Source organism: Sulfitobacter sp. AS92, from assembly GCF_038900015.1.
GTDB lineage: Bacteria > Pseudomonadota > Alphaproteobacteria > Rhodobacterales > Rhodobacteraceae > Sulfitobacter.
Window position 1 is genome coordinate 89,731 of record NZ_JBBMQL010000003.1, and the last position, 23,593, is coordinate 113,323.

24 protein-coding genes are annotated in these 23,593 nt (G+C 61.5%); 21 read left to right on the forward strand and 3 right to left on the reverse strand.

Translation table 11 applies throughout. From position 1 onward, the window contains the following. Position 1: 1 nt before the first annotated feature. The 6 genes from murA (at position 2) to WNY61_RS06610 (ending at position 4,496) form a co-directional block, all read left to right on the forward strand. Entirely contained in the window at positions 2 to 1,273 is a 1,272-nt protein-coding gene (gene murA, locus WNY61_RS06585) for a UDP-N-acetylglucosamine 1-carboxyvinyltransferase (RefSeq protein ID WP_342850672.1), read from the forward strand. Further along, positions 1,270 to 1,740: a DUF2948 family protein gene (locus WNY61_RS06590; protein ID WP_342850673.1), complete on the forward strand. Its 471-nt coding sequence runs from the start codon at positions 1,270 to 1,272 to the stop codon at positions 1,738 to 1,740. Before murA ends, WNY61_RS06590 begins: the two co-directional genes overlap by 4 nt. Positions 1,741 to 1,769: 29 nt before the next feature. After that, positions 1,770 to 2,099, forward strand: a complete 330-nt coding sequence (locus WNY61_RS06595; RefSeq protein ID WP_342850674.1) for a hypothetical protein — start codon at positions 1,770 to 1,772, stop codon at positions 2,097 to 2,099. 51 nt (positions 2,100 to 2,150) lie between these two features. Then, positions 2,151 to 3,452, forward strand: coding sequence for a histidinol dehydrogenase (gene hisD / locus WNY61_RS06600; protein WP_342850675.1), 1,302 nt, complete (start codon positions 2,151 to 2,153; stop codon positions 3,450 to 3,452). Between the two features lie 78 nt (positions 3,453 to 3,530). Then, positions 3,531 to 4,034 carry a UPF0262 family protein gene (locus tag WNY61_RS06605; RefSeq protein WP_279625044.1) on the forward strand — a complete coding sequence of 168 codons (504 nt, stop codon included), beginning with the start codon at positions 3,531 to 3,533 and terminating at the stop codon, positions 4,032 to 4,034. Continuing rightward, the gene (locus WNY61_RS06610) at positions 4,035 to 4,496 is read left to right on the forward strand and encodes a low molecular weight phosphatase family protein (RefSeq protein WP_342850676.1); all 462 of its coding nucleotides are present in this window, start codon (positions 4,035 to 4,037) and stop codon (positions 4,494 to 4,496) included. A gap of 4 nt (positions 4,497 to 4,500) precedes the next feature. Here the strand turns inward: WNY61_RS06610 and WNY61_RS06615 are convergent, their stop codons facing one another. Beyond that, positions 4,501 to 4,863: a hypothetical protein gene (locus WNY61_RS06615; RefSeq protein ID WP_342850677.1), complete on the reverse strand. Its 363-nt coding sequence runs from the start codon at positions 4,861 to 4,863 to the stop codon at positions 4,501 to 4,503. Between the two features lie 214 nt (positions 4,864 to 5,077). On the opposite strand from WNY61_RS06615, the gene lepA reads away from it, so the two are divergent. The 4 genes from lepA to WNY61_RS06635 all read left to right on the forward strand — a co-directional run bounded on the left by lepA (position 5,078) and on the right by WNY61_RS06635 (position 9,858). Continuing rightward, complete coding sequence (lepA, locus tag WNY61_RS06620) at positions 5,078 to 6,877, forward strand: translation elongation factor 4 (RefSeq protein ID WP_342850678.1); 1,800 nt, start codon at positions 5,078 to 5,080, stop codon at positions 6,875 to 6,877. Positions 6,878 to 7,122: 245 nt separating this feature from the next. Next, on the forward strand, positions 7,123 to 8,142 hold the full coding sequence (locus WNY61_RS06625) for a hypothetical protein (protein ID WP_342850679.1): 1,020 nt from the start codon (positions 7,123 to 7,125) through the stop codon (positions 8,140 to 8,142). Between the two features lie 221 nt (positions 8,143 to 8,363). Continuing rightward, complete coding sequence (locus tag WNY61_RS06630; RefSeq protein ID WP_342850680.1) at positions 8,364 to 8,876, forward strand: alkylphosphonate utilization protein; 513 nt, start codon at positions 8,364 to 8,366, stop codon at positions 8,874 to 8,876. A 205-nt stretch (positions 8,877 to 9,081) separates the two neighbouring features. Further along, on the forward strand, positions 9,082 to 9,858 hold the full coding sequence (locus WNY61_RS06635; protein ID WP_342850681.1) for an MBL fold metallo-hydrolase: 777 nt from the start codon (positions 9,082 to 9,084) through the stop codon (positions 9,856 to 9,858). A 17-nt stretch (positions 9,859 to 9,875) separates the two neighbouring features. Here WNY61_RS06635 and WNY61_RS06640 read toward each other — a convergent pair whose 3' ends face one another. Further along, the gene (locus tag WNY61_RS06640; protein ID WP_342850682.1) at positions 9,876 to 10,520 is read right to left on the reverse strand and encodes a 5-formyltetrahydrofolate cyclo-ligase; all 645 of its coding nucleotides are present in this window, start codon (positions 10,518 to 10,520) and stop codon (positions 9,876 to 9,878) included. A gap of 211 nt (positions 10,521 to 10,731) precedes the next feature. On the opposite strand from WNY61_RS06640, the gene WNY61_RS06645 reads away from it, so the two are divergent. The 11 genes from WNY61_RS06645 to WNY61_RS06695 are packed head-to-tail and all read left to right on the forward strand — an operon-like array spanning position 10,732 to position 22,806. Continuing rightward, positions 10,732 to 11,787 (forward strand): C4-dicarboxylate TRAP transporter substrate-binding protein, encoded by a 1,056-nt coding sequence (locus WNY61_RS06645; protein ID WP_342850683.1) that lies wholly within the window; start codon positions 10,732 to 10,734, stop codon positions 11,785 to 11,787. A gap of 25 nt (positions 11,788 to 11,812) precedes the next feature. Next, positions 11,813 to 12,346, forward strand: a complete 534-nt coding sequence (locus WNY61_RS06650; protein WP_007117719.1) for a TRAP transporter small permease subunit — start codon at positions 11,813 to 11,815, stop codon at positions 12,344 to 12,346. Next, positions 12,346 to 13,686 carry a TRAP transporter large permease gene (locus WNY61_RS06655; RefSeq protein ID WP_342850685.1) on the forward strand — a complete coding sequence of 447 codons (1,341 nt, stop codon included), beginning with the start codon at positions 12,346 to 12,348 and terminating at the stop codon, positions 13,684 to 13,686. The genes WNY61_RS06650 and WNY61_RS06655 overlap by 1 nt, the downstream gene beginning before the upstream one ends. Continuing rightward, a complete protein-coding gene (locus WNY61_RS06660) occupies positions 13,683 to 14,471 on the forward strand; it encodes a helix-turn-helix domain-containing protein (RefSeq protein WP_342850686.1) in 789 nt (262 codons plus the stop codon). Before WNY61_RS06655 ends, WNY61_RS06660 begins: the two co-directional genes overlap by 4 nt. Before the next feature lie 17 nt (positions 14,472 to 14,488). Beyond that, positions 14,489 to 16,585: a 3-hydroxyacyl-CoA dehydrogenase NAD-binding domain-containing protein gene (locus tag WNY61_RS06665; protein WP_342850687.1), complete on the forward strand. Its 2,097-nt coding sequence runs from the start codon at positions 14,489 to 14,491 to the stop codon at positions 16,583 to 16,585. After that, complete coding sequence (locus WNY61_RS06670; protein ID WP_342850688.1) at positions 16,582 to 17,757, forward strand: acetyl-CoA C-acyltransferase; 1,176 nt, start codon at positions 16,582 to 16,584, stop codon at positions 17,755 to 17,757. Before WNY61_RS06665 ends, WNY61_RS06670 begins: the two co-directional genes overlap by 4 nt. Positions 17,758 to 17,770: 13 nt before the next feature. Further along, the gene (locus WNY61_RS06675; protein ID WP_342850689.1) at positions 17,771 to 18,970 is read left to right on the forward strand and encodes an acyl-CoA dehydrogenase family protein; all 1,200 of its coding nucleotides are present in this window, start codon (positions 17,771 to 17,773) and stop codon (positions 18,968 to 18,970) included. Then, entirely contained in the window at positions 18,967 to 20,100 is a 1,134-nt protein-coding gene (locus WNY61_RS06680; protein ID WP_342850690.1) for an acyl-CoA dehydrogenase, read from the forward strand. Before WNY61_RS06675 ends, WNY61_RS06680 begins: the two co-directional genes overlap by 4 nt. After that, positions 20,081 to 20,488 carry a PaaI family thioesterase gene (locus tag WNY61_RS06685; protein ID WP_342850691.1) on the forward strand — a complete coding sequence of 136 codons (408 nt, stop codon included), beginning with the start codon at positions 20,081 to 20,083 and terminating at the stop codon, positions 20,486 to 20,488. Before WNY61_RS06680 ends, WNY61_RS06685 begins: the two co-directional genes overlap by 20 nt. Continuing rightward, entirely contained in the window at positions 20,485 to 21,252 is a 768-nt protein-coding gene (locus WNY61_RS06690; RefSeq protein ID WP_342850692.1) for an enoyl-CoA hydratase family protein, read from the forward strand. The genes WNY61_RS06685 and WNY61_RS06690 overlap by 4 nt, the downstream gene beginning before the upstream one ends. Before the next feature lie 54 nt (positions 21,253 to 21,306). Continuing rightward, positions 21,307 to 22,806 (forward strand): class I adenylate-forming enzyme family protein, encoded by a 1,500-nt coding sequence (locus tag WNY61_RS06695; protein ID WP_342850693.1) that lies wholly within the window; start codon positions 21,307 to 21,309, stop codon positions 22,804 to 22,806. A 38-nt stretch (positions 22,807 to 22,844) separates the two neighbouring features. Here the strand turns inward: WNY61_RS06695 and rpe are convergent, their stop codons facing one another. Further along, positions 22,845 to 23,534, reverse strand: coding sequence for a ribulose-phosphate 3-epimerase (gene rpe, locus WNY61_RS06700; RefSeq protein WP_342850694.1), 690 nt, complete (start codon positions 23,532 to 23,534; stop codon positions 22,845 to 22,847). Positions 23,535 to 23,593 lie beyond the last annotated feature (59 nt).

The following is a 23,593-nucleotide window of genomic DNA, read 5'->3' on the forward strand; positions in this document are numbered from 1 at the left end:
GATGGATTCGATTCTGGTCAGAGGCGGCGGCGAGCTGAACGGGCAAATTCCCATTGCGGGGGCCAAGAACGCCTGTCTGGCGCTGATGCCTGCGACATTGCTGAGCGAAGAGCCGCTGACGCTGACCAATGCGCCGCGCCTAAGTGACATTCGCACCATGACCGAACTGCTGCGCTCTCTGGGTGCCGAAGTGGCGTCTATGCAAGACGGCAAAGTCATTACGATGGCCAGCCATGGGCCGATCAACACCCGTGCGGAATATGACATTGTGCGCAAGATGCGCGCGTCGAACCTTGTGCTTGGGCCGCTGCTGGCGCGCGAAGGCCATGCCGAAGTTTCGCTGCCCGGTGGCTGTGCTATTGGCGCGCGACCGATGGATATTCACACTGACGGTCTGGCCAAAATGGGCGCCGAGATTGATCTGCGGGACGGGTATCTTTACGCCAAAGCCGACGGCGGCAAGCTGAAGGGCGCGGTGATCGACTTCCCCTTCGCCTCGGTTGGTGCGACCGAGAACATCCTGATGGCCGCGACGCTGGCCAAGGGCACGACCGTCATCAACAATGCCGCACGCGAGCCCGAGATCGTCGATCTGGCGGACTGCCTGCGCGCTATGGGGGCGCAAATCGAAGGCGATGGCACGCCGAGCATCACAATTCAGGGCGTCGACAGCCTGCATGGCGCGACCCACAAGGTCGTCACCGACCGAATCGAGCTTGGCACCTATATGCTGGCGCCCGCCTTCTGCGGCGGCGAAGTCGAACTGCTGGGCGGACGGATCGACCTGTTGCAGGCGTTCTGCGAAAAGCTCGACGCGGCGGGCATTGAAGTGACCGAGACCGAAGCGGGCCTCAAGGTGGCGCGCCGCAATGGGCGCATCTCGGCGGTCGACGTGACCACCGAACCTTTCCCCGGCTTCCCGACCGACCTTCAGGCGCAGATGATGGCGCTGCTTTGCACGGCGGAAGGCACATCGGTGCTGGAAGAGAAAATCTTTGAGAACCGCTTTATGCACGCGCCAGAGCTGATCCGCATGGGCGCACGGATTGACGTGCATGGCGGCACGGCCACAGTCAACGGCGTCGAGAAACTCAAAGGTGCGCCGGTGATGGCGACCGATCTGCGGGCTTCGATCTCGCTCATTCTTGCTGGGCTGGCCGCCAGCGGAGAGACCACGGTAAGCCGCGTCTACCACCTTGATCGCGGCTATGAACACGTCGTGGCCAAGCTGCGCGGTGTCGGGGCCGATATCGAAAGGATCAGCAGCAAATGACCGAAGATGCACGTTTCGAAGATGGCCGCGAAGCGCCGTTAAACCTTGGCGCATTCGACGCCGAGGATCTGACGGTGATCGCGTCGCTGACCCAAGATGCGGTCTTTCCGGCCTCGGAAATGCGCTGGCACCGCACCGGCGCGCGTTTTGCACTGCTGCTGAACCGGTTGCGGCATGAGGATACGGGCGCTGCACGGCACGCGCCCGAACGTGTGCAATCGATACTGATGTTCAACAATGTGCAGCGTGTGGCCAGCCAAGGCGTGCCCAAAGGTGACGCCGACACGATCCTGTCGCTGCTCGACATTACCTTCGAGGAAAGCGATGCACCCTCGGGCCAAGTCACGCTTACCCTTGCGGGCGACGGCGCGATCCGGCTGGAGGTCGAAGCGCTAGAAGTGACCCTCAAGGACGTTACGCGCCCCTATGTCGCCCCGTCCAAGAAACGGCCCGTTCACCCTGAGTGACATCGCGTCACGGTGCCAAGGATCGCGAGATGCCTGAACTCAAACAGAATAGATTTACCCGTGGTCGCGTGGCGGCCCTGATGACCGAAGCGACCGGCTGGGCGCTTTTGGTGCTTGGGTTGGCATTGGCGGTGCGGCACCTTTTGGGCACCGTCACATTGCCGGGCTTGTTGGCGCCTGCGGCAGCGATTGCAGGCGGGCTCTTTGCCATTCTTGCGGCCCATGTTGCGCGGGCCGTTTTCGAAAACGCTCAAGACACCCGCGCCATGCGCCTCGCGCAGCGGTTCGCCCCCAGTGCCGCCGTCAAAACCTCAGGCCTGCGTGCTGAGCCCAGCCTGCGCCGACCATCCGCGCCTTGATACCTTTGGGCCAGCCCGTTGCGGTAGCCCCCCATTCGAAAGCCTAAACCCATGCCTGTCACGCTCGATGCCTCCGCTGCCGATTTTGAAGCTGCGTTCGATAAACTTCTGAACGCCAAACGCGAAGACAGCCCCGATGTCGACGCCGTGGTGGCCGATATCATCGCCGACGTGCGTGCGCGGGGCGATACTGCCGTTATCGCCCTGACCGAAAAGTTCGATCGCGTGACCCTGACGCCAGACACGTTACGCATCAGCGCGGCAGAGGTCGACGCAGCCGTCGCCGAAGTTTCCCCGGAAGATCGCAAAGCCCTAGAACTCGCCGCCGACCGCATTCGCGCCTACCACGTCCGGCAATTGCCCGAAGATGCGGAATGGACCGATCCTGACGGCGCCACGCTGGGCTGGCGCTGGACGCCCGTCTCGGCGGCGGGGCTTTATGTGCCGGGCGGGCTGGCGAGCTACCCTTCGTCGGTCTTGATGAATGCGGTCCCGGCCAAGGTCGCGGGTGTTGAGCGCCTCGCCATGGTGGTGCCAGCCCCCGACGGTGTATTGAACCCGCTGGTGCTGCTGGCCGCCCGCATTGCTGGGGTGGATGAGATTTACCGCATTGGTGGCGCGCAGGCTGTGGCCGCATTGGCCTATGGCACCGATACGATCCCCCCGGTGGACAAGATTACCGGGCCGGGCAACGCCTTCGTCGCCGCCGCCAAACGGCGTGTGTTTGGCAAAGTGGGCATCGACATGATCGCGGGTCCGTCGGAGATCCTTGTGATTGCGGATGGCGACAACGACCCGGATTTCATTGCACTTGATTTGCTAAGCCAAGCCGAACACGACGAAAGCGCACAGAGCATTCTGATCACCACCGATCCCGCCTTCGCCCGCGCAGTGGAGGAAGCGGTGGAGAAGCGCCTGCTGACCCTTGAACGCCGTGCGATTGCGGGCGCCAGCTGGCGCGACAATGGGGCGATCATCACCGTGGCCGATCTGGATGTCGCTGCCGCGCTCAGCAACCGCATCGCGCCGGAACACCTTGAGCTTTGCGTGGCCGACCCAAAAGCGCTGTCTGAAAAGATCACCCATGCGGGGGCGATTTTCCTTGGCCAGTGGACACCTGAGGCGATTGGCGACTACGTCGGTGGGCCGAACCACGTGCTGCCCACGGCGCGCTCGGCGAGATTCTCATCGGGCCTGTCGGTGCTTGATTTCATGAAGCGGACTACGCTGGCGCAGATGACCCCTGCGGCGCTCAGGGCCATCGGCCCCGCGGCAGAGCGGCTGGCCCAATCGGAGAGCCTTGAGGCGCATGGGTTGTCGGTGACCGCGCGCCTGCGCAAGCTGAACGACTAGGGTCGTGGGCGTGCATATGTACTGCCTTTCCCATCTCGCATTGCCCCGCCCTCGGGGCTGCGCTATCCAAGACGACGTATCGCCAGCAAAAAGGATGCGTCGATGACCCGCATCACCCATATCGCGCTTGATGACGCGAACATGCCGCCCCCCACGCCCGAGATCGATCAAGAGCGTAAGGTGGCGATGTTCGACCTGCTGGAAGAGAACAGCTTTGTCCTGCCGGAGCGCGAAAAAGGCCCGGTGCCATCGGGCCCGTATCACCTGTCCCTGTCGATCCGCGACAAGCGGCTGGTGTTTGACGTTGAAACCGAAGCGGCTGAAAAAGCAGCGGAATTTCACCTGTCGCTTGGCCCATTTCGGCAGGTGGTGAAAGATTACTTCCAGATCTGCGAAAGCTATTTTGAGGCGGTCAAGAAACTGCCCCCCAGCCAGATCGAGACGATCGACATGGCCCGGCGGGGCATCCACAACGAAGGCTCCCGCGTGTTGCAAGAGCGCCTCTCCGGCAAAGCCGAGATCGACACCGACACCGCGCGGCGGCTTTTTACCCTGATCTGCGTTTTGCATTTCGGCGGTTAAATGACGCAGCAGCTGCCTCAATCCGTTCTCTTTTGCTGCGACCATAACGCCGTCCGCTCGCCCATGGCCGAGGGGTTGATGAAGAAATTCTACGGCACCGGCACCTATGTGCAGTCCGTGGGCGTCAAGAACGACATGGAGATTGACGGCTTTTCCATCGCTGTCTGCGCCGAATTAGACGTGGAATTGGCGCGCCACCGCAGCCGCAGCTTTGACGAGATGGAGGAATGGGGCGACGATCTGGGGTCATTCGATCTGGTGATCGCGCTGAGCCCCGCCAGCCAACGCCGGGCGCTGGACCTGACGCGGTTTTATCATCTCGACGTGGAATATTGGCCGATCCTAGATCCCACAGGGCTGGGCGAGGGGCGGGAGGCCAAGCTCACGCAGTTCCGCGCCGCCCGCGATCAGATCGTCGGACGGTTGATTGACCGGTTCGGCGCGCCATTAGACGAAAACTAAGCGATTAGGTGTTGGAGCAGGCCGCCGCAGCGCTCTGGCCGAAGGCTTTCCATGTGCTCCAGAAGGCGTTGTGGCTTTTGTTGTCGGATTGGCGCATTTCCTGCAATTGATGCGGATCGCGGAAGATTTTGGCCCCCTGCCGCTGATCTGAGCGGGACAAGGTCTGATCCGCCACAGCCTGCACGCAGCCACAGCGCGTGTGGCTCGATTCCCGCCGCCCATCGGCCAAACATGCCTTTTGGATTGGTCCGGTCGCGAAAAGCACCGGAGGGGGCGAAAAACGCCCCACGGCCGCATCGCTGGAATACCGCGACCCGCCACAGCCCGCCAACACGACGAGCGCCATCAAACTTACAACTGTCCGCATTGATTTGCCCTATTGTTTTGGACCACGGGGTTTTCCCCTTGTCGGCCCGGTCTGCTCTGCCTTCCTTTATGCCGCAAAAGGGGGCGTCGCGCAATTCTCCTTTGGGGTCGAACGCGCAGGACGTTGCGATAAAGCGCCATGTGGGGCGGGTAGGGGCCTCTGACACGCTCAAGGCCAATTGACGCAGGCGCGGCTCTGCGCCATATCCCCCTGCATGACACCGCTTGAAAACATCCGCAATTTCTCCATCGTCGCGCATATCGACCACGGGAAATCCACGCTCGCCGATCGGCTGATCCAATCCACCAAAACGGTGGCCGACCGGGATATGAAGGAACAGATGCTCGATAGCATGGATATCGAGCGCGAGCGGGGCATCACGATCAAGGCCCAGACCGTCCGGATTAACTATACCGCTGACGACGGGCAGGACTATGTCCTCAACCTGATCGACACCCCCGGCCACGTCGATTTCGCCTATGAAGTCTCCCGCTCCATGCGTGCGGTCGAAGGCTCGCTTCTGGTGGTCGACAGCACCCAAGGGGTCGAGGCCCAGACTCTGGCCAATGTCTACCACGCCATCGACGCGGACCACGAGATCGTCCCCGTCCTCAACAAGATCGACCTGCCTGCCGCCGACTGCGACCGCGTGGCCGAGCAGATCGAAGATGTCATCGGCATCGACGCGTCTGAGGCAATCCGCGTGTCGGCCAAAACCGGCATCGGCATCAAGGAAACACTCGAAGCCATCGTCACCCGTTTGCCCGCTCCCAAAGGCACGCTCGACGCGCCGCTCAAGGCCATGCTGGTGGATTCGTGGTACGACAGCTACCTCGGTGTCATCGTCCTCGTCCGCATCATGGACGGCCAGCTTAAAAAGGGCGACCGCGTCCGCATGATGCAAAACGGCTCCGTCCACCATGTCGACCGCATCGGCGTCTTCCGCCCCGCGATGACAGAGATCGACGTGCTCGGCCCCGGCGAGATCGGCTTCCTGACCGCCTCAATCAAACAGGTCCGCGACACCCGCGTGGGTGACACCATCACGCATGAGAAAAAAGGCACCGACAAAGCGCTGCCGGGCTTCAAACCCGCGCAACCCGTGGTCTTCTGTGGCCTCTTCCCCGTCGACGCGGCCGAGTTCGAAGACCTGCGCGACAGCATCGAAAAACTCGCCCTCAACGACGCCAGCTTCTCCTTCGAGATGGAAACCTCCGCCGCCCTCGGCTTCGGCTTCCGCTGCGGTTTTCTGGGCCTGCTGCACCTCGAAGTGATCCGCGACCGGATCGAGCGCGAATATGACATCGACCTCATCACCACCGCTCCGAGCGTCATCTATGACATCCACATGAAAGACGGCACCGTCGAGCAGCTGCACAACCCTGCCGACATGCCCGACCTCACCTATGTCGACCACATCGAAGAGCCGCGCATCAAGGCGACGATCCTTGTGCCCGACGAATACCTGGGCGATGTGCTGAAACTCTGCCAAGACCGCCGCGGTATGCAGCTCGACCTCACCTACGCCGGCTCCCGCGCGATGGTGGTTTACGATCTGCCGCTCAACGAAGTGGTGTTCGACTTCTACGACCGCCTGAAATCGGTCACCAAGGGCTACGCCAGCTTTGACTACGCGATGATCGGCTACCGCACCGACGCGCTAGTGAAAATGTCGATCCTCGTGAATGACGAGCCTGTCGACGCGCTGTCGACCATGGTCCACCGCGACCGCGCCGAGACGCGGGGCCGTGCGATGGTCGAGAAACTCAAAGACCTGATCCCCCGCCACATGTTCAAGATCCCGATCCAAGCGGCCATCGGCGGCAAGGTGATTGCCCGCGAGACGCTGTCCGCGATGCGCAAGGACGTGACCGCGAAGTGTTATGGTGGGGACGCGACGCGGAAGAAGAAGCTGCTGGAGAAGCAGAAGGCCGGTAAGAAGAAGATGCGCCAGTTTGGGAAGGTGGATATCCCGCAGGAAGCGTTTATTTCCGCTTTAAAAATGGACAGCTAAAGCTGGCCATTTTTAGAGCGCGCGGGAGGCTGGGTCTTGCGAAGCAATGCGCGTTCCCGCTCGGTTGTGTTTGGGGACTGTTGCAACACCATTCTCCGAAAAGCATTTCAGTTGTGCCGCGACCTCCAGGCGAGCAGTTCTGCTGCTATACCCATGATACATTCCGTGCGAGTGAGTGTTGTCAAATAGTGTTTGAGCCGGTTAGCCTCGTTTCATGAGATAAATTGGAATGGCGGTTTGGCAAAATGAGTGAACAGCGAATATTTAAGGTTCCAAAATTCTGTAGACCCAATTCGCTTGCTGCGTTCTCAATGGAGTTATCTGAGGCTCCAGAATGCAAAAAAGTAATAATAGATACTGGGTTAGAGCGGTTTCTCACCCCAACAGCACTCATATTCATTGCTAAAGTGTGCAGGGAGCGCAGGCGCCGCTACCCTGAAGAAAGAGTGTTATACAGAGGGTTAAAAGAGCATAAATATGCTAATAACCTCGGCTTTTCGGAAGCGTTAAACATCAAGGATAAGCCGTATCCACAGGGGGCATTTGGCGGCAGAACATATATTCCTATAAGCGTGATGCAACGTGATAGTTTAGAAGCTTATGCTGCAGAAAACTGGGTTGAACTAGGCGATGCAATTCAAGTTAAGTGCGAAAACCTCGCTAGGGTGGTGTCGCAGGATAGGTCGGATGCACTCAGAAAGCTGCTTGCGGATTCTTTCAGAGAGATTTTCCGAAATGTATTTGAACACGGTGAGGTGAATACAGCGGTATTCTGCGTTCAATATTGGGCTAAACCAGATAAAGTTGAGATATGCATAGCGGATAGGGGAGTAGGGGTCTGCAATTCTCTAAATACTAGTAAGCATACTAAGCCTAGCAGTGATCGCGAGGCTCTGTATTTTTCATTGATGCCGGGCGTTTCTTCAAAAGCTTGGAGAAATAAGAAAAAGAAGGCGCATCAAAAGTCAGACTGGGATAACTCAGGGTATGGGCTCTTTTTTGCTCACCAGCTTTTCGGGGAATTGGGTCATTTCTTTCTAGCCTCGGGCAGTGCTGGCTTGTTGCTGATGGGAAAAACCGTGCGCGACGTAGACTGCTCTTTGGAAGGTACCTTGGTGTCGATGTCTATTGACCTAAGCGATGAAAAGAAAATCAAAAACGTTTTATCGAAGATTCACGGCGAAGCACATCGTGTAAAGCAGAAACTTGGGGTCAAAAGTGTTAGCTTCCAGAGTGTTGAGGCGTACCTGAACGGAAAACTTTAGTTCTTTTCGCAGAATGCCAAACCCCAAGGGTTTGGCAGCGCTCGAACCGCCCCCACGGGGCGGGCGCTTAACTTGTTCCCCACCCCTCGGTTCGGGCGCGGCAGTCCCAATCAACCACACCCAATCCATCCCCGGCCCAATTCTCGCGAATTCTGCGTTCGACATTTTGAACAGTCCCCCGGACTGTTCAATCCGGCTGCGCCGGACTATGCCTCACCCCCATGACATGCCCCCTCTGCGCCACAGCCAGCGCCCCGCTCACCCAAGCCCCGGTCCCCGGCGGCCCCGCTGACGCCACAGCCGATATCTGCGCCACCTGCGCCGAGCAGACCGCCAGCGACACGCCAGACCCGGCCCACTTCCGCGCCTTGGCCTCGACCATGTGGTCCGAAGACCCCGCCATTCAGGTCCTCGCCGCCCGCACCCTCGCCAAGATCCCCGAGCCTTGGGCCCGCGACCTTGCCGAGCAGCTCTACCTCGACGACGAGACGAGAGCATGGGCCGAGAACATCCCCCAGCCCTCCGCCCACCGCGACAGCAACGGTGTGCCGCTGGCCTCGGGCGATACCGTGGTGTTGATCAAGGATCTCACCGTAAAGGGCGCGGGCTTCACCGCCAAGCGTGGCACGGCGGTGCACCGCATCTCGCTGGTCGCCGACAACCCCGCCCATATTGAGGGCCGTGTCGAGGGCCAGCGCATCGTGATCCTGACCGAGTTTGTGAAAAAGCGCTAAGCCGACACCCGCGGGCCGCGTGTGCCGTTGGGGGAGCATTATAGAGCGTTCCCCGCCAAACCCTCCCTCGCGCCGCCGCCCCACCCGCACAACCGCGTGGGTTCCCCAATCTCCGCCCGGCATAAGCTTGCCGCATCATCAACGCTGCGTTGAAATGCAGGTCGGGGCAGCTATGTCCCGTATCAGCAACCAACAGGAGCCTGAAATGTCCCACACCCGCCGCCATTTCCTTGCAACTTCCGCTGCCGCCGCTGGCATCGTGACGCTGCTGCCCTTCGCCGCCCGCGCCGCCGCGCACAGTGGTGATACATTCGACACAGACGCCGGCCCGATCACGGTACATCCCGTCGATCACGCCTCTATCGTGCTGGAGACACCTGCAGGTGTGATCTATGTCGATCCGGTGGGCGAGCCCGCGCAATACAGCGATTTCCCCGCTGCCGATCTGATCCTCATCACCCATGAGCATGGCGACCATTACAACGCCGACACGCTTGCCGCACTGGCCGGGGATGACGTGCAGATCATCACCAACCCTGCCGTTTTCGACATGCTGCCCGAAGCGCTCGCTGCTAAGGCCAGCAAGGTTGCCAATGGTGAGAATACTGAGTTCAACGGCCTGCCGATCAACGCGATCCCGGCCTATAACATCACCGAAGAGCGCAAAAATTTCCATCCCGAGGGCCGCGACAACGGTTATATCCTCGGCTTCGACGGGTTCCGCGTTTATATCTCGGGCGACACCGAAGACACGCCAGAGATGCGCGGGTTGACCGACATCTCGCTGGCCTTCGTCTGCATGAACTTGCCGTTCACTATGGATTCCAACGCAGCGGCCTCTGCTGTGTCCGAGTTCAAGCCGACCTATGTTTACCCCTATCACTTCCGGGGCAAAGATGGCGGCACGCAGGATCCAGAAGAGTTTGCCAAGCGCGTCGGCACCGATGTCGAGGTTAAATTCGGCGACTGGTACGGCAGCTAAGCCCTCTCGGCCACGCCTTAACGGGCGTGGTCGATCACAGTGCCATCGCCAAGCGCGGACTGTTGCATAGGTATGTCCCACGGCATGGGGAAGATTGTCTCTATGCGGCAGAAGTCGTGGCCCAGCCCAATGACGCGCGGCATTTGGGGTAGGGCGGCAAGAGTGCGATCATAATACCCGCCGCCATTGCCAAGCCGGTAGCCTGCGGCGTCGAGGCCCAAGAGCGGCGCTATCACCACATCGGGAACAACTGGGCTAGCGATCTTGGGCACCGGAATATTCCACACCCCACGGGTCATCTCAGCCGCTGGCGTCCAGCGGTGAAATGCGACCGGCGCGTTCTTTTCCTCCACAACCGGCAGCGCGATCTGTGCACCGTGATTGTGCATCTCTGTCATCCAGCCGCGCAAGTCCAACTCCCCCCGGATTGGCCAATAGGCTGCGATGGTCAGGGGCGGGGCGATTGCGATCAACTGCCTTAACGTTTGCGCCACCCGTCCCGACTGCGCGATCAGGTCGATCGTCGACAGCGCCCGCCGCGCGGCCATCAATCGGGCACGTTCCGCACGGCGAAAGCGGGCCACGTCGCGCCGTGTTTGCGGGTCGACAGGTTGGCCGTTCACCATAAGATGGACAAAGCAGGGGGCACTTTCCTGGGTCATATAGACAGCCTGCCGTGCTGCGGCGTTCCGCGCAAGCGGCGCAGTTTTCGCCTGCTTGATCTTTTCATACAGCGTTTTCAGACGCCTATAGCTTATGGCTCAGTATGTACGAAGTTTTGCTTGATTGGTTCGGACCTGCAGACTAGCGTGACTTGCGACAAATGCGAAACAATGGTTCGCATTGCGAAACAAGTCTCTGGGAGGAGCCTACATGACAATTTTCAAACACCTGAGCTGCGCCGCAGCTCTGGCGCTGGCTGGTGGCGCGTTGAGCGCTGAAACCGTATTGATTCACGGTGAAGCCGGGCCAAACCGTGGCGCACGCGCCGACGCTTTGCAGTGGTTCGCCGATCAGGTTGCCGAACGCTCGGACGGTGACATGCGATTCGACATTCAATGGGGTGGGGCGCTGTTCAAAGCCAACGCCGCCGTGCAATCCATCGCCGATGGCGTGGCTGACACAGGCTCGGTCATCGCTGTTTATTACCCGCAGGAAATGGCGGGCTACGGCATCGCTGACCTGCCCGTAAACAACCCCGACGCTTGGGTCGGCATGCGCGCCACGGATGAGCTGATGCGCTCTAGCCAAGCAATCCAAGACGATCTGGCCGACAAGAACCTCGTCTACATCGGCACTTGGACGACCTCTCAGGTTAACATCGGCTGCAAGGGCGGCGCGATTAAATCTGTGGCGGATATCTCGGGCAAGAAGGTCCGCGGCGTGGGCGCATACGGCAAGGTCTTCGGTGAGCAGGGCGCGAACATGGTCAACATGTCGATCTATGATGCCTACCAAGGTCTCGACACCGGGCTGATCGACTGCTCGCAGGGCTACAGCTATGCCGTCGCGGCGCTCAAGCAGGCTGAAGTGATGGACAGCTACACGATCCTTGATTGGGGTCAGGTCGGCGGCCTTGGCATCTTTATGAACAAGGATATGCACGACAGCCTGACATCCGAGCAGCAAGAAACGCTGGCGTCTGTTGGTTCAGACATGGCGGATGAGTTCGGTCGTCTGATAACTGAAGCCAACGAAAAGGCCATCGCTTCGATGAAAGAGCAGGGCGTCGAGGTTATCACCCTGCCCGAAGAAGATCGGGCCACACTGGTCGATGCGGGCAAAAAGTTCCTCGACGAATGGGTGCAGACCGCCAGCTCCACTGGCCTGCCGGGTGAAGAACTCTTGGAAGAGTACAAGGGTCTGATCACCAAATATACCGAAGCGCGCGATGCTAACGGCTACCCTTGGGAAGCTAAAAGCAACTGATCGCTAACTTGGGGAGGGGCAGCAAATGTTGGTAAATCTGGAAAAAATCCTGTTGGGACTGGGGGCTTTGGCGGTGATCGCCTTGGGGGTGTTGATCACCTCCAACGTGATCGCCCGCGCGCTCTTTGCCAGTCAGGTGCCCGATAGTGTGACCATGGTGCGCGAGCTCATGGTCGCCGCCATCCTGCTGCCCCTCGCCGCTGCGACCGCTGCACGCGCGCATGTTTCTGTCGCCTTCGTGACGGACCGGTTTCCAGACCGCGCCCGCTCGGTGCTGATTGTTGCAGGCTCTGCCATCGGGATGCTGGCGCTGGCCCCGCTGATCTATTCCGGCGGGCGCGAATTCTTTGCTGTGGTCGAGAAGGGGAGCTTTTTCTACGGCGACCTGAACCTGCCGAAATGGCCCGGGCGGCTGCTGTTCCTTGTCGGGATGATCGCCACTTTCCTGCGGCTTGCTGAGCTTACGTGGCGCGACGGACGTACTGTCCTTTCGGGTGGGGTCGTCTCGGACGAACAACAACATGCTGCTGACCTGATGGTCGAAAAGGACGTGCTGTAATGGATGCCTCGACCATCGGAATGATCGCCTTTGCCGCGGTTCTGATCCTGCTCGCCCTGCGCGTGCCAATCGCCTTTACGCTGGCCGCCGTTGCGACAGTCGCCACCTTCTTTATCTTCGCCTTCCGCACCGGGACTTTCATGCCCGAACGTGCGATCCGGGCGACCACCTCGATGGTGTTCTCCAACTCCTTCGACCTTATTCACTCTTACGATCTGTCGATGATCCCGCTTTTTGTGGCGCTTGGACATATCGCGTATCGGGCTGATATCACGACGAAAATCTACCACGCGGCCAAGGTCTGGCTGACCCGTCTGCCGGGTGGCGTTGCCATGGCGAGCGTCATGGGCTGCGGCGGGTTCTCGGCGATTACCGGCTCGTCCATCGCGTGCGCCTCGACGATGGGGAAAATCTGCACACCCGAGATGCTGCGCATGGGCTATGACCCGCGTTTGGCGACCGCCAGTGTTGCCGCAGGCGGCACGCTCGGCTCGCTGATCCCGCCGTCGGTGCTGTTCATCATCTACGGTATTTTTACCGAAACTTCGATCTCGTCGCTGTTCCTTGCAGGTATCCTGCCGGGCTTGCTGACGCTGGCGGGATTCATCCTTGTCATCGCCGTCTGGGTCTGGCGCGATCCGGCCATCGCGCCCTCGACCGCCCAACGCTATAGTGTGGCGGAACGCTGGCGCGCGGCCCTCGACAGCTGGCCCGCAATCCTGCTTTTCGTGCTGATCATCGGCGGTATCTACGGCGGTATCTTCACCGCGACCGAAGCCGCCGCCGTCTGCGTCGTTTCGGCCACGCTCATCGGTTTCGTGCAGGGCAAGCTCAACTGGTCGGGCCTGTGGGAAGCGGTCAAAGAGACTTGCGTACAGACTTCCGCGATCTTCCTCATCGCCGCCGCCGCTAAGATCTTCGTGGCCTTTGTTGCGCTGACTGGCGTGGCGGGCACCATCGTTGGTTTCGTGTCCGATGCGCAGATGTCGCTTGTGGTGCTGATGATCTGCATCGCGCTGATCTACCTGCTTTTGGGCATGTTCCTTGATCCCATTGGCATCATGGTGCTGACCCTGCCACTGATGATCCCGCTGGTGGAAAGCTATGATCTCAACCTCATCTGGTTCGGCGTTGTGGTCATTAAACTGCTGGAGATTGGGCTGATCACACCTCCTGTTGGCCTCAACGTTTTCGTCATCGCCAATGTGGTGGGCCGCGAGGCGCCGATTGATAAGATCTTCGCCGGCATCACTCGGTTCTTGAGCGTCGATTTCATCGTGCTGATCCTCATCATGTCCTTCCCAATGATCTCGCTCTTGATCCCGATGGCCGCGCGATGATTCAGACGGCGTCAGATACTGTCACCGACCGCAAGTTCGCCAACACACTGGCGCGGGGCCTCGGGATTCTGCGGGCCTTTCGCGCCAGTGACAGCGGACTGTCGCACGCCCAGATCGCCGAGCGGACGGGGTTGCCCAAACCCACCGTTTCGCGGCTGACCTATACGCTGTGTGAACTGGGCTATCTTGCCCACGGCGGGCGCAACGACAAATTCCGGCTCGGGCCTGCGGCGATTGCGCTCGGCTCGGTCGCCTCCGTCGCGGTGAGCTTTGTCGATATGGCCTCGGACGCGATGCAGCAATTGGCCGACGAGACCCGCACGCTGGCACTGATCGCCGTGCGCGATGGCGACCGGATGATGTTGGTGCGCACTTGGCGGCCGCATACCGCCTCGACCATCTGGCTAGAGCCGGGGCACCGCATCCCGGTCTATGGCTCTTCCTCGGGCCTCGCCACTCTGGCCAGCCTTGACGAAGACCGTTTCGGCGCGCTTAACCCTGATGAGCGGCTGCGCGATTTCCGCCGCGATGGCTATGAACAACTGCTGGCGCAGGGCTTTGTCCTCGCCCCGCCCGAAACCCGCTATGCCCGCAGCATTAATGCCGTGAGCGTGCCCTATTACGCAGGGGAATTCGGCGAACCTGTGGCCTTTACCTGCGGCGCTTTGCCCGCCGACTTGCCCGACAGCCGCATTCTGTCACAAGTGGGGCCAGCGCTGCGTGACGTGGTCAGCGGCATCGAACAACGCACCGGACGGGCACCGGCCCTGTCCCGGCGCGGATAGAACAAGGAGTTCTCAAAATGACTGACAAGATTGCCTATTCTCGCCATGACGACATCGTCGTGCTGCGCATCGAAAACCCGCCCGTTAACGCGCTGAGCCAGGCCGTACGCCAAGGTCTGGCCGAGGGTATGGACCGCGCCGAGGCTGAAGACGGCGTGCGCGCCGTGATGATCGTGGGCGAAGGCCGCGCCTTTATCGCGGGGGCCGACATCACCGAATTCGGCAAGCCGCCGATGGAGCCTTTCCTGCCGGACCTGTGCAACCGGATTGAGGCCTCGCCCCTGCTGGTCGTCGCCTCCATGCATGGCGTCAGCCTCGGCGGCGGTCTCGAAGTCGCGCTGTCGGCGCATTACCGCATCGCCCAGCCTTCGGCCCGGGTCGGCCTGCCTGAGGTGCATCTCGGCCTGATCCCCGGCGCTGGTGGTACCCAGCGTTTGCCGCGTCTGATCGGTGTCGAACCCGCGCTCGACGCGATCACCACAGGCCGCCACATCAAAGCACCGCAGGCGCTGGAGATGGGCATCGTCGACCGTGTGGAAGAGGGCGATCCGCAGGAAGTGGGCCTCGCCTATGTCCGCGAGTTGCTCGACAGCGGTGCCGAGCGGCGCCCGATCTGCGACATGCCCGCGCCTGCGCCCATCGACTGGGATGCCGCCTATGAGGCAACTCTGAAAAAGGGCCGCGGCCAGATTTCCCCCGCCGAGGCCGTGCGCGCCGTGCAGGCGGGTGTTGAGAAGCCCTTTGCAGAGGGCATGAAAGCTGAGCGCCGCATCTTCTCGGAACTGATGAACACCGACCAGCGCCAAGGCATGATCCACGCCTTCTTCTCTGAGCGTGCCGTTAGCAACCTGCCCGAACTTAAAGGTGTCGAGCCGCGCGAGTTGAAAGCCATTGGTGTCATCGGCGGTGGCACCATGGGCGCGGGCATCGCCACGGCGGCGCTGCTGTCGGGCTTTTCTGTCGTGCTGATCGAGATGAAGGACGAAGCCGCCAAGGCCGCGCATGACCGTATCTCCGGCAACCTTCAAGGCGCGCTGAAACGCGGCAAGATCGACCAAGCGAAGTTCGAGACGCTGACTGGTGAGGCGTTGACCGTTTCCACCGATTACGCGAGCCTGTCGGACGTCGATCTCGTGGTCGAAGCCGTGTTCGAGGACATGGACGTCAAAAAGCAGGTCTTCGGCAAGCTTGACGCGGTCTGCAAACCGGGCTGCGTGCTGGCTTCAAACACCTCCTATCTGGACGTCGACGAAATCGCCGCCAGCACCTCGCGCCCCGCCGATGTAATCGGGCTGCACTTCTTCTCGCCCGCGCATGTGATGAAGCTGCTTGAAGTCGTGGTGGCCGATAAAACTGCGCCCGAGGTCGTCGCCACTGGCTTCGCGCTCGGCAAGGCGCTCGGCAAGATCAGTGTCCGCGCGGGCGTCTGCGACGGTTTCATCGGCAACCGCATCCTCGCCACCTACCGGGCGGCGGCGGATCATATGGTGCTGGATGGGGCCAGTCCCTACAAGATCGACGCGGCGCTGGAAAAATTCGGCTTTGCCATGGGCCCCTTCGCCGTGGCCGACCTCGCCGGGCTCGACATCGGCTGGGCCACGCGCAAGCGCAAGGCCGCGACGCGCCACCCCGAAGAGCGGGTGCCGACCTATATCGACCGTCTTTGCGAACAAGGCCACTTCGGCCAGAAGACCGGCCAAGGCTACTACATATACGAAAAGGGCAAACGCGGCGGCACGCCGAACCCGGAAATTACTCGCCTGATCGAAGAAGAGCAGAAAGAGCGCGGCATCACCCCGCGTGAATTCACCGAGGCCGAGATCGTGCGCCGCTACATGTCCGCCATGGTCAATGAAGCCGCCAAGGTGTTGGGCGAGGGCATCGCGCGTCGCCCGCTCGACATCGATATGACCCTGCTCTTCGGCTACGGCTTCCCGCGCTACTGGGGCGGCCCGATGAAATGGGCCGACATTCAAGGTCTGCCCAATGTCCTCGCCGCGATCGAAGGCTTTGCCGAGAAAGACTCGTGGTTCTGGCAACCGGCCCCTCTGCTGGTCGATCTGGTCAAGACCAACCGCACTTTTGATGATCTGAACAAGGAAGCTGCCAAATGAAACAGGCTGTCATCGTCTCTGCCGTCCGCACCGGGCTGGCCAAATCCTTTCGCGGGTCGTTCAACATGACCCACGGTGCCACCATGGGCGGCCATGTCGTCGCCGAAGCGGTCAAACGCTCCGGCGTCGATCCGTCGGCCATCGAAGATGTGATGATCGGTTGTGGCTACCCTGAGGGGGCTACGGGCTCGAACATCGCGCGGCAGATCGCCTTGCGCGCGGGCCTGCCGGTCACCGCTTCTGGCGTGACCGTGAACCGCTTCTGTTCGTCCGGCCTGCAAACCGTCGCCATGGCTGCCAACGCCATCTGCCAAGAGGGCGCAGGCCCGATGGTTGCGGGCGGGGTGGAAAGCATTTCGATGGTCCAACCCGACGCCAAATCGGTCAAGGAAGCCTGGCTGATGGAGCATAAGCCCGAAGTCTATATGGCGATGATCGACACCGCCGACATCGTGGCGAAGCGCTATAACATCTCCCGCGAGGATCAGGACGCCTACGGTCTGCGCAGCCAACAGTTGATTGCCGCAGCACAGGAAGCGGGCCTCTTCGATGATGAGATTGCGCCGATGCAAACCACGATGGGCGTGCAGGACAAGGAAACGAAAGAGATTTCCACCCGCGAAGTCACCGTGGACCGCGACGAATGCAACCGCCCCACCACCACGCTCGAAGGGCTTGCAGGCCTGACACCCGTGCGCGGCGAGGGGGCATTCATCACGGCAGGCAACGCCAGCCAGTTGTCTGATGGTGCCGCCGCACTGGTCTTGATGGATAGCACGCAGGCCGAGCAGCAAGGTCTGCAGGCCATGGGCGCTTTCAAGGGCTTCGCCGTGGCAGGCTGCGAGCCCGACGAGATGGGCATCGGCCCGGTCTTTGCCGTGCCGCGCTTGCTGGAGTGTCATGGTTTGACCGTTGATGACATCGACCTGTGGGAATTGAACGAAGCTTTCGCCAGCCAAGCGCTCTACTGCCGCGACAAGCTGGGCATCGACCCCGACAAATGCAACGTCAACGGCGGCTCCATCGCCATCGGTCACCCGTTCGGCATGACCGGTGCGCGGATGACGGGCCACATCCTGCGCGAAGGCAACCGCCGCGGCGCAAAGCTGGGTGTCGTGACGATGTGCATCGGCGGCGGCATGGGGGCGGCTGGCCTCTTCGAAATCTACTGAAAAGGGGGCCGACATGGACCTGAGCTATTCTGACGAAGAACGCGCCTTTCGCGAAGACGTGCGCGCATTTCTGGCCGAGAAACTGCCCGAAGACCTCGCCGACAAGGTCAAGCGCGGCGAAGAACTGGGCAAGGAAGGCCACGAGCGCTGGCACGCGATCCTGAACGACCAAGGCTGGCTGGCAACGAACTGGCCCAAGGAATTTGGCGGGGCCGCGTGGAACGCCGTGCAGCGCCATATCTTTGAGGAAGAGGCCGCCGCACACCACGCCCCACGCATCGTGCCGTTTGGCCTGTCGATGTTGGCCCCCGTGCTGCAAAAGTTCGGCTCGAAAGAGCAGCAGGACTACTGGCTGCCGCGGATTCTGTCGGGCGAAGACTGGTGGTGTCAGGGTTATTCCGAGCCGGGCGCCGGGTCGGACCTCGCCTCGCTCAAGACCACCGCGGTGAAGGACGGCGACCACTACATCGTCAACGGCCAGAAGACATGGACCACACTTGGCCAGCACGCCAACATGATCTTCTGCCTCGTGCGCACCGACAAGGACGTGAAACAGCAAGAGGGCATCTCCTTCCTGCTGATCGACATGGACACGCCGGGCATCACCGTGCGCCCGATCATCCTGCTGGATGGCGGCGCCGAGGTGAACGAGGTCTTCTTTGATAACGTGAAAGTGCCCGCCGAGAACCTCGTCGGCGAAGAGAACAAGGGCTGGACCTACGCCAAGTACCTATTGACCCATGAGCGCACCAATATCGCGGGTGTTGGGTTCTCCCAAGCCGGTCTGTCGGCAGTCAAACGCATCGCAAAATCCGAAATGGCCGGGGGCCGCCCGCTGATCGAAAACCCGCATTTCGCCGCGCGTGTGGCACAGGCAGAGATTGATCTGATGGCCATGGCGACGACGAACCTGCGCATCATCTCCAAGGCCGCCGCAGGGCAGGCACCGGGGGTGGAAAGCTCCATGCTCAAGGTTAAAGGCACCATCATTCGGCAAGAGATCAATGACCTCGCGCGCCGGGCGGCTGGCGTCTATGCCATGCCCTTTGCCTCGGAAGCGGTCGCGGGCAGCAACGACGCGCTGCCTGACCCGAATGAAGCAGGCCCGGTGGCCGCTCAGTATTTCAACAACCGCAAACTGTCGATCTTTGGCGGCTCGAATGAGATCCAGCGACAGATCATCGCCAAGACCATGCTGGGAGGTGCAAAATGAACTTCGACCTGACCGAAGAACGCCAGATGCTGCAAGACAGCCTGCGCCGTTTCCTGCGCGACAAATATGACACCGCCACGCGCAATGGCATCTTGGAAAGCGAAGCGGGCTTCTCTGCTGACATCTGGAACGGCTTGGCCGAACTGGGCGTGATCGGCGCGCTCTTCACCGAAGAGCAGGGCGGCTTTGGCGGCGCGGGCTTCGACATCACCACGGTGTTCGAAGAACTGGGCCGCGCAGGTGTGGTTGAGCCGCTGCTCGATTCCGCTGTGCTGGCGGGGGGGCTGATCGCGGACCTCGGCAATGAAAAGCAGCAAGAGCATATTGAGGCGCTGATCGGTGGCAAGTTGCAATTGGCTTTTGCGCATGGCGAGCCGGGCAGCCGCTATGACCTCAACCGCGTCACCACCACCGCCGCGCAGAATGGCGGCGACATCGTGCTGAATGGCCGTAAGGCCGTGGTGGCGAATGCTGAGGCTGCCGACATGCTCGTCGTCTCTGCCCGCGAAAGCGGGGAGGCCGGGGATGAGGCAGGCATCTCGCTTTTCCTTGTCCCAGCCGACACCAAAGGCGTCACCATCACAGGCTACGCGTTGCTGGCCGGGGGCCGTGCCGCCGAAGTGACGCTGGACGATGTGACCCTGCCCGAAAGCGCCCGTCTGGGTACAGCAGGCAAGGCGTTCGACGCCATCGAGGCCCGCACCGCCGTGGCCACCACCGCGCTTTGCGCGGAGACGCTGGGCGCGATGGAAACCGCCTGCACGCTGACCCGCGAATACCTTGGCACGCGCAAGCAGTTCGGCCGCCCTATCGGCAGTTTCCAAGCCTTGGCGCACCGCATGTCGGACCTACTCATCGACCTCGAACAGGCCCGCTCTGCCGTCATTAACGCCGCAGGCCATCTGGCCGACGACCGCGCCAGCCGCGAGCGTCACGTCTCAGCCGCCAAAAACCTGATGGGCCGCGTGGGCCGTCTGGTGGCCGAAGATACGATCCAGATGCATGGCGGCATTGCCATGACGCAGGAGTATGAACTGGCCCATATCGCCAAACGCATCACCATGGCGGACCACCGCTTCGGCGACGTTGACCATCATCTGGAGCGGTTCATTGCACTATCCGCCGCATGAGGCACCGACCAGCGGGGTTCAGCAGCTCATCGGGTTTCAGCCCGATCTGTCGAACCCCGATGGCAGCACCCGCGTCACACTCGACCTTGGCCCGCAGCACCTGAACGTCTCGGGCGTGCTGCACGGAGGGCTGCATACGTTGCTCTTGGATGTGGCCACAGGCTTTGCCTGCGCGCGGCACTGCGCCATGAGCGGGCCCTTCGTGCCGATGCTGACCCTGTCGCTGACCACCGATTACATCTTGGCAGTGCGCGCGGGGCAGGTTGTCGCGACAGGGCGCGTGACAGGTGGAGGGTATAAAATCCTCTATGCCGAGGCGCAGTTGCACGACGCCGAAGGCAAGCTGCTGTCGCGGGCCACAGGCGTTTTCAAAAGGGCCAAGACATGAGTGCGCGGATCGAAGACCGGGGCGACAGGCTGATCGTCTGGAACGGCAATGCCGAGAAACGCGGGGCGCTGACGCCCGAGCTTTATGAAGCGATTGCCGAAGCCATGACCGTAGCCGAGGAGCCGCGCATCCGTGCGGTGATCCTCACTTCTGAGGGGCGGTTTTTTTGCGCGGGGGGCGACCTCAACGTGCTGATCGAGCGGCGCAAGCTGACCGAAGAGGTGCGCCGCGAGCGGGTCGACGGGCTACATGATCTGGTGCGCGCCATGCGTGCCTGCCCGGTGCCCATCATCGCGGCCATTGAAGGGGGCGCTGCCGGGGCGGGGCTGTCGCTGGCGCTGGCTTGCGATATGATCGTGGCCTGCGAAGAGGCGCAGTTCACCGCCGCCTATGTCAAAGCTGGCTTAGTGCCGGATGCCGGTCTCACCGCGTCGCTCGCCCGACTTTTGCCGCGCCCGCTGGCGGCGGAGATGTGCCTTTTGGGCCGCCCCGTCATGGCGATGCGCTTTGCTGAACTGGGCGCGGTGAACCGCATTTGCGCCAATGGCAAAGCCTTGGACGAAGCGCTGATGCTGGCCGATACGTTGGCCGCTGGTCCGCGTGAGGCGCAGGGTGTGATCCGGCAGTTGGTGGCGCAAGCCTATGAAGCCAACGAGGCCGATCAGCTTGATGCCGAACGCGACGCTATGGCGCGTGCTGCTGGCGGAGATGAGGCCGCCGAAGGGATCGCGGCCTTTTTGGAAAAACGTAAGCCCCGGTTTTAGACCAGGCAGCGCCACCCGGGGAGGGGCAGCGCTTTTAGGCAGGAGGAGACACCCATGAACGCCAGGGTACAGGATTTTCTAGCTGAGCAATTGGCGACCCGTCCAGAGGCGCCCGCGCTGAGTGACGCCAGCGGTGCCGCTTGGAACTACGCCGATCTGGACCGCGCGCGGGTGGCTTTGGCCGCTGAGCTGCGCGGTGCGGGTGTGCAGGCGGGCGACCGCGTGCTTTTGATGGTGGAAAACTGTGTTGCAGCGGTTGCTTCGCTCTATGCTTGCTGGGAGTTGGACGCGGTGGCGATCCCCGTGAACGCCCGCCAGACCGAAGCCGAAGTCACCCGCATCATCGACCATGCCACCCCCGCAGCGGTGCTGCTGACCTGTGATGTCTCCCCCGAAGCGGCGGCTCATGCGGCGCGTTTTAACGCGCGTGAGGTCTCCGGCGCTTTTGGCAGCCTGCATTTGGCCACGCCGCTGCCCAGCAGCCCGGACGCTGATCTGCATGACGTGGCTGTACTGCTCTACACCACCGGCACCACGGGCGACCCCAAAGGCGTGATGCTGACCCATCAGAACCTGCGTTTCGGCGCGCGGGCCTCGGCGGACCTGCGACAGATGGTGCCGGGTGATGTGGTCTATGGCGTATTGCCGATGACCCATGTTTTCGGGCTGGTTTCTGTCTTGATGGCGGCAGTGAGCGCGGGTGCGAAGGTGCGGCAGGAGTCGCGTTTTTCCGCAGCCAAGCTTCATGCCGCGACCCACGAAGATGTGACCATCCTTCCAGCGGTGCCGCAGATGCACGCGCTGGTGATGCAATACTCCCGCGAGGGCGGCATGGCGAAACTGGCCAGCCCCACGCTGCGCTATGTCTCTTCGGGCGGCGCACCGCTTGATCCTGCGTGGAAACGCAAAGCGGAAGGATTCTATGAACTGCCGCTGCAAAACGGTTTTGGCATGACTGAGACCTGTTCCGGCGCATCGGCCACAAGCAACGCGCTTGGCTCGCCCGACACCTCTGTCGGGCCGGTCACGCCGGGCACTGAATGCAAAATCGACGATCAAGCCCCCGGCGGCAATGGCGCAGGCGAAGGGGAGGTGCTGGTGCGCGGCCCCCATGTGATGAAGGGCTACTACCGCAACCCGACAGAGACCGACAAAGCGATCGACGCCGAAGGGTGGCTGCACACCGGCGATCTGGGCAAGCTCGACGAGAATGGGCGGCTGCACATTCTCGGACGCTCGAAAGAGCTGATCATCCACGGCGGCTTTAACGTCTATCCGCCCGAGGTCGAGGCCGCGCTGAACGATCACCCGCGTGTGGTGCAATCGGCGGTGGTCGGACGGCAGCGCGACGGGGATGAGGAAGTGCTGGCCTTTGTACAGGTCGCCCCCGGCGACGATGTGACGGTGGAAGAGTTGCGCGGCTTCGTCAAAGAACGGCTGACCGGCTACAAACGCCCTTCGCAGATCATCATCGCGACCGATCTGCCCGCAGCGCCCACGGGCAAGATCCTCAAGCATCGTTTGCTGACGGCCTTTGCCGATCAACTGACATAAGCAGGTAGGACGCGGGTGCTCCGCGCCCCGAGGTGTTCTTAGACGTAGGTGCCTTCGGCTGCGGCGCGGATCGCGCGGATGTTGTCGCCGTAGGGCGCGGGATTGCTGACAGAGCCACCCTTAAATGCCGCCGAGCCTGCCACCAGCACATCGGCCCCGGCCTGTGCCACCAGTGGTGCAGTCTTTGGGTCGACGCCGCCGTCGATCTCGATGTGGATTGGACGGTCGCCGATCATCTCACGCAGGGTTTTGATCTTGGCGGTCATGTCGATGAACTTTTGCCCGCCGAAGCCGGGGTTCACTGTCATCACACAGATTAGATCGGTCATGTCGAGGATATCTGCCACAGCACTTGCTGGCGTGCCGGGGTTCAGCGCAACACCGGCTTTTACGCCCGCGCCACGGATCGCTTGCAGGGTGCGGTGGATATGCGGGCCAGCCTCAACATGGGCGGTGATCACATCGGCCCCGGCCCTGGCGAAAGCGTCGATATAGGGATCGACGGGCGAGATCATCAGATGCACGTCCATCACGCCCTTGATATGGGGCCGGATCGCCGCGCACATCGCGGGCCCGAAGGTGATGTTGGGCACAAAATGCCCGTCCATCACATCCACATGCACCCAGTCCGCGCCTTGCGCCTCAATGGCTTCGCATTCGGCACCAAAATTGGCGAAATCAGCGGCGAGGATGGAGGGGGCGATCTTGATCGAACGGTCGAAGGTCATGGGGGCAGCCCTTTGTTGCAGAGGTTGGCTTCTCTTAACGGCTGCGCGCTCTTTGCGAA